Source organism: Enterobacter sp. CP102, from assembly GCF_025152625.1.
GTDB lineage: Bacteria > Pseudomonadota > Gammaproteobacteria > Enterobacterales > Enterobacteriaceae > Enterobacter > Enterobacter soli.
On sequence record NZ_CP104014.1, the window covers coordinates 1,175,765 to 1,191,676 of the forward strand.

General features: G+C 57.0%; 11 protein-coding genes. 6 read left to right on the top strand and 5 right to left on the bottom strand.

Going from position 1 to position 15,912, the window contains the following annotated elements; genetic code table 11:
* Positions 1-116: 116 nt before the first annotated feature.
* Both N1249_RS05505 and N1249_RS05510 read right to left on the bottom strand, forming a co-directional pair.
* On the bottom strand, positions 117-485 hold the full coding sequence (locus N1249_RS05505; RefSeq protein ID WP_259835184.1) for an MmcQ/YjbR family DNA-binding protein: 369 nt from the start codon (positions 483-485) through the stop codon (positions 117-119).
* Positions 475-1,065 carry a TetR/AcrR family transcriptional regulator gene (locus tag N1249_RS05510; RefSeq protein WP_259835186.1) on the bottom strand — a complete coding sequence of 197 codons (591 nt, stop codon included), beginning with the start codon at positions 1,063-1,065 and terminating at the stop codon, positions 475-477. Before N1249_RS05510 ends, N1249_RS05505 begins: the two co-directional genes overlap by 11 nt.
* 189 nt (positions 1,066-1,254) lie before the next feature.
* Here N1249_RS05510 and N1249_RS05515 point away from each other — a divergent pair, with 189 nt between their 5' ends.
* Entirely contained in the window at positions 1,255-2,358 is a 1,104-nt protein-coding gene (locus tag N1249_RS05515) for an MBL fold metallo-hydrolase (RefSeq protein ID WP_259835188.1), read from the top strand.
* A 32-nt stretch (positions 2,359-2,390) separates the two neighbouring features.
* Positions 2,391-2,732: a RamA family antibiotic efflux transcriptional regulator gene (locus N1249_RS05520; RefSeq protein WP_259835190.1), complete on the top strand. Its 342-nt coding sequence runs from the start codon at positions 2,391-2,393 to the stop codon at positions 2,730-2,732.
* A 541-nt stretch (positions 2,733-3,273) separates the two neighbouring features.
* Here the strand turns inward: N1249_RS05520 and N1249_RS05525 are convergent.
* Positions 3,274-5,418, bottom strand: a complete 2,145-nt coding sequence (locus N1249_RS05525; protein ID WP_259835197.1) for a TonB-dependent siderophore receptor — start codon at positions 5,416-5,418, stop codon at positions 3,274-3,276.
* Between the two features lie 123 nt (positions 5,419-5,541).
* On the opposite strand from N1249_RS05525, the gene N1249_RS05530 reads away from it, so the two are divergent.
* The gene (locus N1249_RS05530) at positions 5,542-7,110 is read left to right on the top strand and encodes an alpha/beta hydrolase-fold protein (protein WP_259835203.1); all 1,569 of its coding nucleotides are present in this window, start codon (positions 5,542-5,544) and stop codon (positions 7,108-7,110) included.
* Here the strand turns inward: N1249_RS05530 and N1249_RS05535 are convergent.
* The gene (locus N1249_RS05535) at positions 7,096-7,344 is read right to left on the bottom strand and encodes a DUF1158 domain-containing protein (RefSeq protein WP_259835205.1); all 249 of its coding nucleotides are present in this window, start codon (positions 7,342-7,344) and stop codon (positions 7,096-7,098) included. The two genes, N1249_RS05530 and N1249_RS05535, sit on opposite strands and share 15 nt — an antisense overlap.
* 489 nt (positions 7,345-7,833) lie before the next feature.
* On the opposite strand from N1249_RS05535, the gene N1249_RS05540 reads away from it, so the two are divergent.
* The 3 genes from N1249_RS05540 to N1249_RS05550 all read left to right on the top strand — a co-directional run bounded on the left by N1249_RS05540 (position 7,834) and on the right by N1249_RS05550 (position 14,796).
* Positions 7,834-10,554 (top strand): cation-transporting P-type ATPase, encoded by a 2,721-nt coding sequence (locus N1249_RS05540; RefSeq protein WP_259835206.1) that lies wholly within the window; start codon positions 7,834-7,836, stop codon positions 10,552-10,554.
* A gap of 72 nt (positions 10,555-10,626) precedes the next feature.
* The gene (locus N1249_RS05545; RefSeq protein ID WP_259835208.1) at positions 10,627-11,691 is read left to right on the top strand and encodes an efflux RND transporter periplasmic adaptor subunit; all 1,065 of its coding nucleotides are present in this window, start codon (positions 10,627-10,629) and stop codon (positions 11,689-11,691) included.
* Between the two features lie 9 nt (positions 11,692-11,700).
* On the top strand, positions 11,701-14,796 hold the full coding sequence (locus tag N1249_RS05550) for an efflux RND transporter permease subunit (RefSeq protein ID WP_259835210.1): 3,096 nt from the start codon (positions 11,701-11,703) through the stop codon (positions 14,794-14,796).
* Here the strand turns inward: N1249_RS05550 and N1249_RS05555 are convergent.
* On the bottom strand, positions 14,786-15,907 hold the full coding sequence (locus N1249_RS05555) for a YbdK family carboxylate-amine ligase (RefSeq protein WP_259835211.1): 1,122 nt from the start codon (positions 15,905-15,907) through the stop codon (positions 14,786-14,788). The two genes, N1249_RS05550 and N1249_RS05555, sit on opposite strands and share 11 nt — an antisense overlap.
* Positions 15,908-15,912 lie beyond the last annotated feature (5 nt).

The window sequence follows — 15,912 nt, forward strand, 5'->3', positions numbered from 1 at the left end:
ACTCCTGGTGATGAAATTCGCCCGTCTGCGGGCGCGAAAGGAAAGCAGATTACAAGGCAATGCGGGAAAAGATAAGTGCAATACGAGCGCTTATACTGTTCGTCTTAGCCGAACAATCAGACCGGGCGTATCCACTTTTGATCTTTTTTGGGCAGCTTATCGACAATCAGGTTCCACGAGTCGGCGATCAGGTCGGCGACCAGCTCCGGCGTTATATCCTCGGTGCCATAAAGTGAGATCCAGTGTTTTTTATTCAGATGATAACCCGGCTCAATACCGCGGTAGATCTGCTGATTTAACAAGGATTTTTCAGGATCGGATTTCAGGCTGACGTGTGGCCGCCCGTGGGCGACCGCGACAATCATAAAGATCTTACCGCCCACCTTAAACACGTCGAATTCCGGGCCAAACGGCCAGCAGTGTTCCGTGAACGGCTGCTCCAGCGCCACGCGTTTCGCGTGTTCCTGCAACGATTTACCGTCCATCGGCTTCCTCCTGAGCCAGCCCGCGCCACATGGCTTCAAAGCCGAGTGCTTTAAAATCGACGGCACGTGACGGATCGCGGGTGGCAAATTCCATTGTGGTTTCAGCCAGCGATAAGAAAATGGCATCACCGAACGTTTTGAATTCATCAGACATAAACACCTGGCGCACCGAGCGGCGGCACAGTTCATGCAGTTCCGGGAACATGTCTTTTACGGCCTGTTCGGTCTCAGCGTTGATTTTTTCACTGACACCAAGCTGGCGAATGGCTGCGTGCGCGACAGGGTTACGAATACCCCAGTCCACGTAGCTGTTCCAGATGTTGCGGGTATGCTCTTTGGGCAGGGTAATGCTGCGATCAAGATTTGCCAGCATCGTCTGGCAGAGATCCTGCTTCAGGTGCAGATAGAGGGCATTCAGCAGATCGTCTTTGGTAGCAAAGTAGCGGAACAGCGTGCCTTCGGCGACGCCCGCGTTACGGGCGATTAAGGCCGTTGAGGCGGCGATACCTGACTGTGCAAATGCAGCTGTTGCTGCTTCCAGTAAGGCCTGTTTTTTATCTTCACTCTTAGGACGTGCCACTAAATTTCCCCTCCTGTCAATTGTAAAAACCATGATTGAAACACGTGCTTTGCCATGCTGCAACGCGGAATGTCAAAGATCGAAAACGTCTTGACGACTTTCTCGTCATATCTATAATGAGTGCTTACTCACTCATAATCAAGTTTACCCGCGCAATCCATCGGATGGGGCGCGTAGCCGGGTCAGGATATGAAAAAGCCTCTATTCCTCTGCGTGGTGTTTGTCATGATTATTGCTTCAGCTGCAAGTTTACCTTTTGTCCTGAATGCCGGATTTGGCCAGCCACCGCAGGGTGAGCAACTAACGGAAGTTGAAGCGTCTGCGCAGTATCGCGACGGGCGTTTCCACAATACGCTGCCTACGCCGGGCTATAACGGCGACAAAAATATGCTGGTGGCGATGTGGGAGTTTCTGACCAAAAAAACTGAAAACGCGCGTCCTGCGCAGCCGCTGCCGCTGGTGAATACCGATCTGGCGAGCCTGCCGCTGGAACAGGACACGCTGGTGTGGCTCGGCCACTCGTCCTGGTTTATGCAGCTGGCGGGCAAACGCATCCTGATCGATCCGGTGCTTGGCAACTACGCCGCGCCGTTCTCGTTCCTGAACAAGGCCTTTGCGGGTGAATACCCGTGGCGCGCGGAGTCCATGCCGGACATCGACCTGCTGATTATCTCTCACGATCACTACGATCATCTGGATTACGCCACCATCAAGGCGCTGCTGCCGAAGGTGAAGCGTGTGGTCACGCCGCTGGGCGTGGGGTCGCATCTGCGCTACTGGGGTATGAACCCGGCGATCATCGACGAGCGCGACTGGAATCAGTCGGTGCGCATCAGCGATGAACTGACAGTGCATGTACTCCCGGCACGTCATTTCTCCGGGCGCGGCATCAAGCGTGACCAGACCCTGTGGGGCAGCTTCATGTTCGTCACGCCTGAGCAGAAAGTTTACTACAGCGGTGATTCCGGTTACGGACCGCACTTCAAAGCTATTGGTGAGCAGTTTGGCGAGGTGGATTTAGCCATTATGGAAAACGGCCAGTACGACCAGGACTGGAAGTACATCCACATGCTGCCGGATGAAACCGCGCAGGCGTCGGCAGATCTTAACGCCAGAGCCGTTGTACCGGGGCATAACGGACGTTTTGTGCTGGCGAAGCACACCTGGAACGATCCGCTGATCCAGCTGGCAAGAGCCAGCAAGGATAAAAATTATCGGCTGCTGACGCCGGAACTGGGCGAACCCGTCCGCGTGGGTGATACCACCCAACAATTTAGCCAGTGGTGGGAATAATGTTTAATCGCGAAACAGAGGGGGAGAGCAGCATGACTATTTCCGCTCAGGTCATCGACACCATCGTCGAGTGGATCGACGACAACTTACATCAACCGTTGCGCATTGAAGAGATTGCCCGCCACTCGGGGTATTCAAAGTGGCACTTACAGCGGTTGTTTATGCAATACAAAGGCGAGAGTCTGGGACGCTACATCCGTGAACGTAAGCTGCTGCTGGCGGCGCGCGATCTGCGCGAGTCGAATGAGAGGGTGTACGAGATCTGCCTGCGCTACGGGTTTGACTCGCAACAGACGTTTACCCGCATCTTCACCCGCACGTTCCACCAGCCGCCTGGTGCGTACCGCAAAGAGAACCACAGCAGGGCGCATTGAAATACCTTCCCCCTCACCCCGGCCCTCTCCCCAAAGGGGCGAGGGTGTAATTGTCCCCTCTCCCTTTGGGTTGAGGGATCCCCACAAAAATACGAGCACGGACGGCTCCCTCTCCTTTTTGGGGAGAGGGTTGGGGTGAGGGGGAACATACAGCTCAGGTGGTCATTCCGTTCACTTTATATTCCTTGCTACTCTGTCACTACATTACCGGTGAACGTGCCAGGGTAGCTCACCGCCGCTACCCTGGCGACCCGGGCTCCCGGCAAGAAAATCGCCGCTTCGCGGTACCCTCAGCTTATTCCTTTCGGCTTTCGGGTCGGGCGCGATGCAGCGTCCATGCAAGTCGCGCCCTCTCGGCGCATCCATGCGCCTCGCCCCGGCCTACAGGAAACGCTTCGGCGATTTTCGGCCGGACCATGGCACCGCTGTAAGTCTTTTATTTCAATGGCGTAATGTCATCGCTGAATTAAAGACACAAATTACTGGGGAACCCTCAGCCCACCGGGAGAGGGTGAGGGTGAGGGGCCAGACCGCACAATCCCTACCAGCTGTAATTCACCGTCGCTGTGACCGTGCGGCCAATCCCGTAGAAGCACGCCGTGTCGCTTGCGCACGATGCCACATACTTGGTATCCGCCACGTTGTTCACGTTGAATTGCATGCTCGCCCCTTTCAGGCTGCTGCTCATCTCACCCAGATCGTAGTTCACCATCGCGTCATACAAGTCCACCGACGGCACCTTAAAGGTGTTCTTCGCATCGCCGTAGCTGGTGCCGATGTAGCGCATCCCGACGCCTGCGGTCAGGCTCTTGAGCGCGCCGCCCGGAATGGTGTAGCTGGCGAAAGCCGAAGCCATATGCGCCGGAATTCGTGCAGGCGTTTTACCTTCAGTTCCCGCCACCGTTGTGCTCCGGGTTTTCGCATCCGTGTAAGTGTACGAACCAATCAGGTTGATGTTGTCCATCAGCGTGGAGTGGATCTCCGCCTCAACGCCTTTCGAACGCACCTTGCCTGCGTTCTCGAACCAGCCTTCGGTGCTGTTGTAGGTTGCCACGTTGTCCTGGGTTAAATCGTACAGCGCCAGGGTCATCAGCGTGGTATCGACAGGCTGATACTTCAGGCCGATTTCGGTCTGCTCACCGGTGGTCGGTTTAAACGGCCCCACGCCCGGCGCGCGGTTGGTTTGCAGGTTCGGTTCAAACGAGGTGCTATAACTGACATACGGCGACAGGCCAAAATCGAACGCGTACAGCAGCCCGGTACGCCAGGTAAATTTGCTGTCGTTTTGCTGGGTGAAGCTGCCGTCGGTGAAGTCGTTGGTGCGCACTTCGCTCCAGTCGTAACGTCCGGAAACCAGCCATTCCCAGTTGTTCCAGCTCATCTGATCCTGCAGATACAGGCCCATCTGGTCGAGATTTTGCTGTTCGTCGGTGGCGGTCATGAAGGTGCTTTCATCCACGTTCACCCCGTAAACCGGATTTCGCCAGTCGAGGTCATACTGAGAGCCGCTCCCACGCTCCAGCAGCTGTTTATCTTTGCTGGTTTTGTAATCAAATCCGCCGAGCAGGGTATGGCCAACTTCACCGGTATTCACCAGGTATTCTAGCTGGTTGTCGAGGCCAAACTCGTTGGTGGTGCGTTCCTCATGCTGGGCGCGACGGGTTAACACCGAGCTGTTAGCGGCGCTGGTGGCGTAAACCAGATAGCGGTATTTCTGCTTAATGGTGGCGTAACGCGCGTTCTGGCGGAAGGTGAGGTTATCGGCGAACTGGTGTTCCAGCTCGTAGCCAATCATCGTTTGTTCGCGCCAGGATTGATCGTAATCCGGATCGCTGACGTTAAAGTCGCGCGGGATGTATTTCCCATCGACGCTTTTCACCGTGCCGTAGGCGGGCAAGAAGTTGCGGTAGCCCGCGTCCGGATCTTTTTGGTAGCTGGTGAGCAGCGTAAAGCGGGTCTGATCGTTCGGATACCAGGTGATCGCCGGAGCAATCGCCATACGCGTCTCTTTGTAATCATCAACCTGATTATGCTGGGTGCGAGCGATACCGTTCACGCGATACAGCACGCGGCCATCGTCGCTGAGCTTACCGCCGAAATCAAACGCGCCTTCTGCCAGGTCGTTATTGCCGGTGCGGAACTGCACGTTATGGATGGATTCCACGGTCGGCCGTTTGCTGGTCATGCTGATTAACCCGCCAGGGTTGACCTGACCAAACAGAACCGACGCCGGGCCGCGCACCAGCTCCACACGCTCCAGCAGCCACGGGTCTACTGTGCCCGTCTGCGACGAGGCCGTTGCGCCAAAGCTCAGGCCGTCGAGGAATTTCGGCACATAGCTAAAGCCGCGCACAAACACTTCATCGTTACGGTTCGACGATCCGCGGTATTCGGTAAACACCCCCGCCGAGTAGCGCAGCGCCTGTGACACGGAGGTGACGTCCTGCATCTTCATCTGATCGCGGGTGATCACCGACACCGACTGAGGCGTCTTCACGATCTCGGCGCTGGTTTTGGTCGCAGAGAGGGTTTTGGTGGCTACAATCCCCTTCACGGGGGCGGTGGGTTCTTCGCTGACCCCCTGCGTTACCGTAATGGTTTCTTCTTTCGTTTCTGCCTGGGCCGTGACGCTGACCATCGCCATACTCAGCAGCCAGAGCTGCATTATCTTATTATTTTTAAACATTTTTATTTAACGTCCTTGGTTGCTATCGCCATAAAAACACCGGTAAATCGGTGTAGATGATATTGCAAATTATTACCATTTGCATTAGCGTTGGTAACAAATTTCGTCAGGGAACAAGTGGTAATGAAGAGGGTATGGAGCGGGTTGTTAATCGGGATCGGTTCGTTGCCAGCGATGGCGGCGGCCTGTGAGCACTCTTCCCTGCAGGGAGACGTTCAGGGGAAGTTTGATGCCAGCGGCGAAGTCTGTTTTTTACTTCCGCCGCTGGACGAGAATTACGTTTCCGCCACGCTGAACGGCGTAACGGATGCTCGCCTGCTGGATGGGCAAAACCGCAGCATCCGCACGCTGATTGAAAATGGCCCCGCCGATGGCGAACACACGCTCCTGTTTGCGCTGCCGGTGAAGCAACCCACCTCGCTGGTGCTGCACGGTGAAGCGGGTAAACCCTGGCGTTTTCAGTGGCGGATGAAAGAGACCTCCGCCTTACCGCGTGTACAAATGCTGGCACCTGAAAGCCCGACGCTTCAGGCGCTGGCAAAAGAGATTGCTGCCGGTGGGAGTACTGACGCGTTCTGGCAGGCGCAGAGTCGGCAGGGAACGCCGATGGTGGAGCCGGTTGATGCGAGCCACAAGCGCGTTACCTTCCTGTGGCGCGGCGCGCGGGATAACGTCTTTATTCTCGGCTCGCCGGCGGGCGATCACGATCCGCTGTTTCGTCTCGGCAAAAGCGACGTCTGGTTCCGCAGCTACGTGGTGCCCGCCGACACGGTGATGCAGTACAAGATTGCGCCGGACGTGCCGGTGATTGACGGCTCCCCGCGCGACCAGCGGCGCGCCATTCTGGTGAGCGCTCAGGCCGATCCGCTCAACCCAAATACCTTTGGAGAACAGAAAACCGATCGCTGGAACCGCTATTCGCTGCTCGATCTTAGTCCCGCGCGCTACTGTACCGTTCAGGCCACGGCGCAGCCGCTGGTGCACGGGACGCTAAGCCGTCAGAACATAGCGAGCAAGATCCTCGGCAATTCCCGCGAAGTGATGATCTACAGGCCGCGTGGCGCACAGCCTGCACGCTGGACGCTGATCCTCTTTGACGGGCAGATTTATCAGGATGAGTACCACTTCGCCAACGTACTGGATGGCCTGATTGCCCGGCACCATCTGCCGCCCGTCAACGTAGTGTTTATCGACAGCCTTGATCATGCCCGTCGTGCTAAAGAGCTGCCGCCGAACCCGGATTTTGCCGACTTTATGGCGCATGAACTGCTGCCGTGGCTGCGCGGGCAGGGGATTGCGATACAGCGGCAGAAAACGGTACTGGCGGGGTCGAGCTACGGGGGAATTGCCTCGTCGTGGGTGGCGCTGCGCTACCCGCGCCTGTTTGGTAACGTGCTAAGTCTTTCAGGCTCTTACTGGTGGGCGCCAAAAGGGGAAGCGCCCGGCTGGCTTACGCGGCAGTACCAGCAGGCGCCGCGGTATCCGGTACGCTTCTGGCTACAGGCCGGCAAGTTTGAAACCACGGGGCCGGGCGGGGGAATTTATCGCACCACGCAGGATTTTGAACAGGTGTTGCGGGAGAAAGGCAATCGCGTCAGCTTCCATCCGTCATCCAGCGGCCATGACTATGCGGCCTGGTGTGAGGCGCTGATCCACGGAATGCGCGATTTCACCGGCTTACGACGCCAGTGAAAACCAGCGGCGCCAGACGAAACGCAGGATAAAGAATTCGATGGCGCCAAGCATCAGGAACCACAGGCAGAAAAGGATGGTGTAGAGCTGGTTAAGATCGACCAGGTGGAAGGTCGCCATCATTTTCTGCGCCAGCACCAGCCCGAGCGAGGGCGCCGGTAACAGCAGGCAAGAGAGCAGGGCCATCAGCAGAATGCCCCCGGCTGTTAGCAGCGATTCTAACGGGTGTTTCATATTAATGTTAATCGTCAGTTAAAAAAGTTATTGTCGGGCATATTGTAGCGTAAAGCAATATAAACCCGACATTCACTTTTGGATAAAACCAGAGGCGTATTTCGCTAATAAATAACCGAAACAGAATAATATTCTTAAGGCGATTAAGCTAATATCGGGTTATGTAAATTAATGTCTTCCTCAGGCAAATAATTTTACAAATGTATATGTGCTATATCCAATTAACGTTGCAATAACAATGGCGGCGATAATATATAACGCCAGGCGGCGTCCGCGATAAATGCCAAACATGGTGGCTCCTTGTTTAGTTTTGGTTTAGAAATATTTTGTAAAAATCAGTTCATCGAAATAGTTTTAATCAGTTTTGAATAACCCGGCAGTAATTATATTGCGGTAGATCAATTTAAGCCGCAAGCCTTAAAAATGAATTTATTAAAGCCAGAAAGGAATTCAGGCTTCCGTCCACCGGATATTGAAGGATATGACGTAATGACCAAGATGATGAACTCGCAGAATATACCGCCCGCAGGGGGAAATGTGCAGGGGAAGCCCTACCAGCAAACGGTAGAGCAAGTCCTTGCTCACAAGCAGACTCATGCGGACGGCCTTGACCGCACAGAAGCGAAAGCCCGTCTGCACCAGTATGGCCCGAATGCGCTGCCGGAAAAAAAGGGCAAGCCTGCGTGGCTGCGTTTTCTGGCGCATTTTAATGATGTGCTGATATATGTTCTGCTGGCTGCTGCGGCACTCACCGCTGTCATGGGGCATTGGGTCGACACGCTGGTTATTTTAGGCGTGGCGGTCATTAATGCACTGATTGGTCATATCCAGGAAAGTAACGCTGAAAAATCCCTGCAAAGTATTCGCAATATGCTTTCCAGCGATGCACGGGTAATTCGTAATGGCAGCCATGAAACTATTCCGACAACTGAAATAGTCCCGGGTGATATTATTGTATTACGCGCAGGTGACCGTATTCCGGCCGATATGCGTCTGATTGAGGCCCATAATTTACGCGTTGAAGAAGCTATTTTAACGGGTGAATCAACGGTTGTGGATAAACACATTCTGCCACTCGAAGGTGAATTATCGCTGGGAGACCGCACCAACCTGGTGTTTTCCGGTACCACTGTCAGCGCGGGTGGTGGCGTGGGGGTGGTTATTGCCACCGGGCAGGATACTGAGCTTGGCCATATCAATCAGATGATGGCCGGTATTGAAAAGCACCGTACCCCGCTGCTGGTGCAGATGGATAAACTGGGTAAAGCCATTTTTGCCATAATTCTGGCGATGATGGCCGCGCTGTTTGTCTTCAGCCTGGTATTGCGCGATATCCCGATGGGGGAATTGCTGCTCTCGCTGATAAGCCTTGCAGTGGCTTCGGTACCGGAAGGTTTACCGGCGATTATCTCCATTATCCTTTCCCTGGGCGTACAGGCGATGGCACGCAAACGCGCCATTATCCGTAAGCTGCCAACGGTAGAAACCCTGGGGGCGATGACCGTGGTCTGCTCGGATAAAACTGGCACGCTGACCATGAACGAAATGACCGTTAAAGCCATTATCACGGCGGACACTTGCTATCGCGTGGACGGCAACAGCTATGAGCCCGTGGGTAACATCTATCTTGAAGGCAGCGATGAGCCGGTACAAATCCAGCCGGGCACCGTGCTGGAGCAGTACCTGCGTACCATCGACCTGTGTAACGACAGCCAGCTGATTCAGGATGAGCGTAGTTTGTGGGGCATTACCGGCGGACCAACCGAAGGCGCTCTAAAAGTGCTGGCGGCGAAGGCAAACCTGGAGCCGGTGATGACCACGCTGGTTAACAAGATCCCGTTTGACTCTCAGTACAAATACATGAGCACGCACCACCAGATTGGTGGCGAGGAGCAGATCCTGGTCACCGGCGCGCCGGATGTGCTTTTCGCCCTGTGCGAACAGCAGCAGACCCGCAATGGTACGGAAGCCTTTAACCGCGCGTACTGGGAATCTGAGATGGAGCGTTACGCACGCCAGGGACTGCGCATGGTTGCTGCTGCGTTCAAACCGGCGAACGGTGAGACCCGGCTTACCCATGACGACCTGAAGCACGGGCTGATTTTCCTCGGTATCGCCGGCATGATGGATCCGCCACGCCCGGAAGCTATCGATGCAATCCACGCCTGTCAGCAGGCCGGGATCCGCGTGAAGATGATCACCGGCGATCACCCGCAAACGGCGATGAGCATCGGCCAGATGCTGGGGATCACCAACAGCGTGCAGGCGGTGACAGGCTATCAGCTGGAGAAAATGGACGATCAGGAGCTGGCAAATGCGGCGGTGGAATATGACATCTTCGCCCGTACCAGCCCGGAGCATAAGCTACGTCTGGTGAAAGCCTTGCAGGACAAAGGTGAAATCGTCGGCATGACCGGTGACGGAGTCAACGATGCGCCAGCCCTGCGTCAGGCTGATGTCGGTATCGCGATGGGAATTAAAGGCACCGAAGTCACCAAAGAAGCGGCAGACATGGTGCTGACGGATGACAACTTCGCCACCATTGCCAGCTCGGTAAAAGAAGGGCGACGCGTTTACGACAACCTGAAGAAAACCATTCTGTTCATCATGCCAACCAACCTGGCACAGGGGTTGTTGATTGTGATTGCGCTGCTGGCGGGGAACATCATTCCGCTGACGCCGGTCCTGATTTTGTGGATGAACATGGCCACCTCCGCCACGCTCTCCTTCGGCCTTGCTTTTGAAGCCGCTGAGAGAAATATCATGAAGCGCCCACCACGTCAGACCGGGCAGCACGTGATGGATGCCTTTGCCGTGTGGCGTGTGGCTTTTGTTGGCACCATGATCGCCATCGCCGCATTTGCGCTGGAAGCCTGGCTGGCGCCACGTGGCCACAGCGCAGAGTTCACGCGTACCGTGCTGTTGCAGATGCTGGTGTGTGCGCAGTGGGTGTACATGATCAACTGCCGTAACGCCGACGGGTTCTCCCTCAACCGTGGTCTGCTGGCGAACAAAGGTATCTGGCTGGTAACTGGCGTGCTGTTACTGCTGCAACTGGCGATTATCTACCTGCCGTTTATGCAGATGCTGTTTGGCACCGAAGCCCTGCCGCTGCGCTACTGGGCTATCACGCTGGTGATTGCAGGCGCGATGTTCTTCATCGTTGAAATCGAGAAGCGTCTGACCCGCAGGTTCCGTAAGGCTGCATAACTTTTTGCCCTCACCCTAACCCTCTCCCGGTGGGAGAGGGCCGGGGTGAGGGGAAAATACTGAGGTACTCCCATGAAAATCCCACTCCTTCTTACTTTCCTCGCCTGCACCCTGCAAACCGCATTTGCCGCCGCTATTCCGGTGCGCATAGCCACCGTAGAGCAAACCGCTCACGCCGCGGAACGCCAGATCCCAGGGCGTATCGAAGCCATCCACACCGTTGAGTTGCGCGCCCGCACGGAAGGCGTTATCACCCAAACCCATTTCCGCGACGGTCAGTATGTGAAAAAAGGTGATGTGTTGTTTGAGCTGGACGATGCCGAACCGCGTGCCGCGGTGCGTCTGGCACAGGCCGAGGTGAAAAGCGCCAGCGCCACGTTACGCCAGGCACAGCAGCAGCTGACGCGCTTTGAAAGCCTGAAAAACAGCAATGCCATCAGCCGGAATGATGTGGATAACGCCCGGATGCAACGCGATGTGGCAAGTGCTGCGCTGGAGCAGGCTCAGGCGCGCTTAGAGGCACGTAACGTCACGCTGACCTACACCCGCATCACATCACCCATCGATGGCCGCGTGGGGCATAGCCAGTTTCATCAGGGGAGTCTGGTAAACCCGGCAAGCGGTGTGCTGGTGGAGGTGGTTCAGCTCGATCCCATTCGCATCGCATTCGCGCTGGAAGAGGGGGCATTTGCAACCAAAGCCGGACAACATGCGGATATCAGCGCCCTGAAACAGGCCTGGCAGGCGCAAATCAATAGCAACGGCCAGCGTGAAAATGGCGAACTGACCTCGGTGGATAACCGTATCGACCCACGCACCGCCAGCGTGATGCTGCGTGCTGAGTTTGCGAACCCGCGTCATCAGCTGTTGCCGGGCGGCAACGTCAATGTCTGGCTGCGTCCTTCCAGCGAGCAGGATGTCATGACTCTGCCGGCCGCCGCAGTGCAGCAAAACGGTGACGGGTACTTTACCTGGGTGGTGAATGATGACGGGAAAGCTGAAAAACGCCCGCTGAAAATAGCCGGGCAGATGGGGCAGCAGTTCCGGATCGTCTCGGGTGTGAAGCCCGGTGAGCGGGCCATCGCCGAGGGTGCACAGCGCGTGCAGCCTGGCGCCGTTGTCCAGATACTGAATTAAGGAGCCATCATGCTGACGTTTTTCATCAAACGCCCGCGTTTCGCGATGGTCATTGCGCTGGTGATAACGCTTCTTGGCGCGATTGCGCTCAAAATCATCCCCGTGGAGCAGTACCCGCAAATCACGCCTCCGGTGGTGAATGTGAGCGCCTCCTGGCCAGGCGCCAGCTCGGCTGACGTGGCCGAGGCCATCGCCACACCGCTGGAAACACAGCTAAACGGCGTGGATCACATGCTCTATATGGAGTCCACCAGTTCGGACGAAGGCACGTATAGCCTGAACATCACCTTTGCGGCGGGCACCGATCCAGACCTCGCCGCCATCGACGTGCAAAACCGCGTGGCGCAGGCCGTGGCGCAGCTGCCCGCAGAGGCGCAGCAAAACGGCGTGCAGGTGCGAAAACGCGCCACCAACCTGATGATGGGGGTAAGCCTTTACTCACCGGATAAGACCCATTCGCCACTGTTTGTCAGCAACTATGCCAGCACGCAGGTGCGTGAGGCACTGGCGCGCTTGCCGGGCGTGGGGCAGGTACAGATGTTCGGCGCGCGCGACTACAGTATGCGCATCTGGTTACGCCCGGATCGCATGAACGCCCTGAACGTGACGACTGACGATATTTCCCAGGCGCTGCGCGAGCAAAACGTCCAGGGCGCGGCAGGCCAGGTGGGAACGCCGCCGGTCTTTAACGGCCAGCAACAGACGTTAACCATCAATGGATTAGGGCGCCTCAGCCAGGCCGGAGAGTTCGGTAACATCATTATTCGTGCCGGGGAGCAGGGGCAGCTGGTGCGCCTTCAGGATGTCGCAACCATTGAGCTTGGCTCACGCAGCTACAGCTCCGGCGCGCAGCTAAACGGCCATGATTCCGCCTATCTTGGCATTTATCCAACGCCATCCGCCAACGCCCTGCGCGTGGCTGACGCGGTGCGTGCGGAGCTGGAGCGACTCTCGACGCGCTTCCCGGACGATCTGGTTTATGAAGTGAAGTTCGATACCACCTCCTTTGTTGCCGCCACCATTAAAGAGATCGGCGTCTCGCTGGCACTTACCATGCTTGCCGTTGTGCTGGTCGTTTCCCTGTTTCTGCAAAGCTGGCGCGCGACGCTGATTGTGGCGCTTGCCATTCCGGTGTCGCTGGTCGGGACGTTCGCCGTGCTTTATACGCTCGGGTATTCCGCCAACACGCTAAGCCTGTTCGCCATTATCCTGGCGCTCACCATGGTGGTGGATGATGCCATTGTGGTGGTGGAAAGTGTTGAATCGCTGATGGCGGAAGGCCAGAGCCGGACGGCAGCCACCGCGCAGGCGCTGCGCCAGATCGCCGGGCCGGTGATTGCGACGACGCTGGTTCTACTGGCCGTGTTTGTGCCGGTCGCGCTTCTGCCGGGAATTGTTGGCGAGCTGTACCGTCAGTTCGCGGTGACGCTCTCAACCGCCGTCACGCTCTCAAGCCTGGTGGCGCTGACGCTGACGCCAGCCCTGTGCGCGATGCTGCTACGCCCGCGCCCCGAGAAACCTGCCGCAGTTTATCGCGCCTTTAACCGCGGTCTGGATGCCACGCGCGGTTTCTACACCCGTATCGTGAATGTATTAAACCTGCGGCCGTGGCTGGCGCTGCTGGCCACCGCAGGTGCGGCGGCGGTGGTCGTGTTTAGCTTTATGTCGATGCCAAAAGGCTTCCTGCCGCAGGAAGACCAGGGCTACTTCTTCGCCAGCGTCCAGCTGCCGGAAGCGGCATCGCTGGAGCGTACCGAAGCGGTGATGACCACGGCACGCGAATTAATAGCCAAAAATCCGGCGGTGGAAGACGTGATTCAGGTGTCCGGGTTTAACATCCTCAACGGCACCAGCGCCTCCAACGGCGGCTTTATCTCCATCATGCTCAAAGACTGGAGCGAGCGTCCGCCGCTGGATGAGGTGATGGGCACGCTGCAGCGCCAGCTGCTGGCGCTGCCGGAAGCGACGATCATGACCTTTGCGCCGCCAACGCTGCCGGGGTTGGGAAACGCCTCCGGCTTCGACCTGCGTATTCAGGCGCAGGCAGGACAAAGCCCGGCGGAGCTGGAGCAGGTTACGCGCGGCATTCTGCTGAAAGCGAACCAGCATCCGCAGCTCAACCGTGTCTTTACCACCTGGAGCAGCAACGTGCCGCAGCTGACGCTGAGCGTCGATCGCGAACGCGCGGCGCGTCTTGATGTGCCGGTTTCACGCATCTTCAGCAGCCTGCAAACCGCGTTTGGCGGCACGCGCGCCGGGGATTTCAGCGTCAACAACCGGGTCTATCACGTGGTGATGCAAAACGAGATGCAGTGGCGCGAGCGTGCGGAGCAAATCAGCGATCTGTACGTGCGCAGCAACACTGGTGAGCGTGTACGCCTGAGTAATCTGGTCACCATTACCCCGACTGTGGGCGCGCCGTTTTTACAGCAGTACAACCAGTTCCCGTCGGTGTCGGTGAGCGGTTCTGCGGCGGATGGGGTGAGCAGCAGCACCGCGATGGCGGTGATGGGGCAACTGCTGGCAGAAAACCTGCCTGCCGGATATGACTATGCCTGGAGCGGTATGTCGTATCAGGAGCAGCAGACCGGTAACCAGGCTATCTGGATCGTGCTAGCCGCCGTGGTGATGGCTTGGTTGTTCCTGGTGGCCCAGTACGAAAGCTGGACACTGCCCGCGAGCGTAATGCTGTCGGTACTCTTTGCCATCGGCGGGGCGCTGGTGTGGCTGTGGATTGCGGGGTATGCCAATGATGTGTACGTGCAGATTGGCCTGGTGTTGTTGATAGCCCTTGCCGCGAAGAACGCGATTCTCATCGTCGAGTTTGCCCGCGCGAAACGTAACGAGGGAATGGCGATTGTCGATGCGGCGCGAGAGGGAGCGTCACGCCGTTTCCGTGCGGTCATGATGACGGCGGTGTCCTTTATTATCGGCGTATTGCCGATGATGTTGGCGACCGGGGCAGGGGCGCAGAGCCGCCGGATCATTGGTACAACGGTATTCAGCGGGATGCTGGTTGCGACCCTGATCGGGATTGTCTTTATCCCGGCCCTGTTTGTACTGTTCCAGCGTCTGCGTGAGTGGGGGCACCGGCTTACGGACTAGTTGCCCAGAGTTCGCAATGTTTTTGCACCAGCGAGGTCAGCGAACCACCATCGTTGATGAAATCCCGCATCTGCTGCGCCTCGCTTTTGCCCTGTTTTAACAGCAGGGCAATCTCCGTGATGGCGCTGGTTGCGCCAAGTTTCCCGGCCGACGACGCAACCTGCTCCAGTAGCCACGCGATATCCTCCGCAATGGTTTTTTGTTCTCCGGTATGCACGTCGGTCAATATCCCTTCCAGCCCATAGCGGCAGGCCTGGAACCGGTTAAAGCGATACAGCAGAAAATCGCGCTCCTGATGCTGGTAGGGCCGGGTGGCCAGCAGCCAGTGTGCGGTAGCCTGGATAAGCCCGGCGATATTAATGGCGTGTGAAAGCGTGAGGGGGGTATCCATCACCCGGACTTCCACCGTGCCAAAGTGCGGGCTTGGGCGTATATCCCAGTGTAAATCTTTAATGCTGTCGACGATGCTGGTGGTACTCAGGCGGCGAAACAGCCCCTCGAACGCCTGCCAGTTGTTCACCCACGGCATCGGGCCGTTATCCGGGAACCCGGAAAAGATATTGAGCCGCGACGAAGCAAACCGGGTATCGGTGCCCTGCATATACGGCGAAGCTGCCGCCAGGGCGATAAAGTGCGGCACAAAGTGTGACAGGCCGTGCAGCAGGTAAATGGCGTCATCTCCGGTCCGGCATCCGATATGCACGTGCTGGCCAAACACCGTGGCCTGCAAAATCAGATAACCAAACCGCTCCAGCGTGATGTTGTAGCGCTCATCATCGCACACCTCCTGACGCTGCCATTTTTGAAACGGATGCGTTCCGCCACCACAGATCTGAATATGCTGGTCCGCCGCCACGCGCAGGATGCTCTGCTGCATGGCAGAAAACTGCGCAGCGGCCTGGTTAATGTCCTTACACACGCCGGTGGCGATTTCGAGCATACTCTCGGTGATGTCGTGCTTCACTTCACCGGCGTTGATCTCATTTTTTACAGCGGCAATCAGGGCGGAAGAGTCCTGGCTGAGATCGTAACCCGGCGGGTTAACCACCTGGAGTTCCAGCTCAATGCCAAGGGTGAAAGGTTCTGAGGAGTTGAAGTCAGGTAAAGGCATGAGGT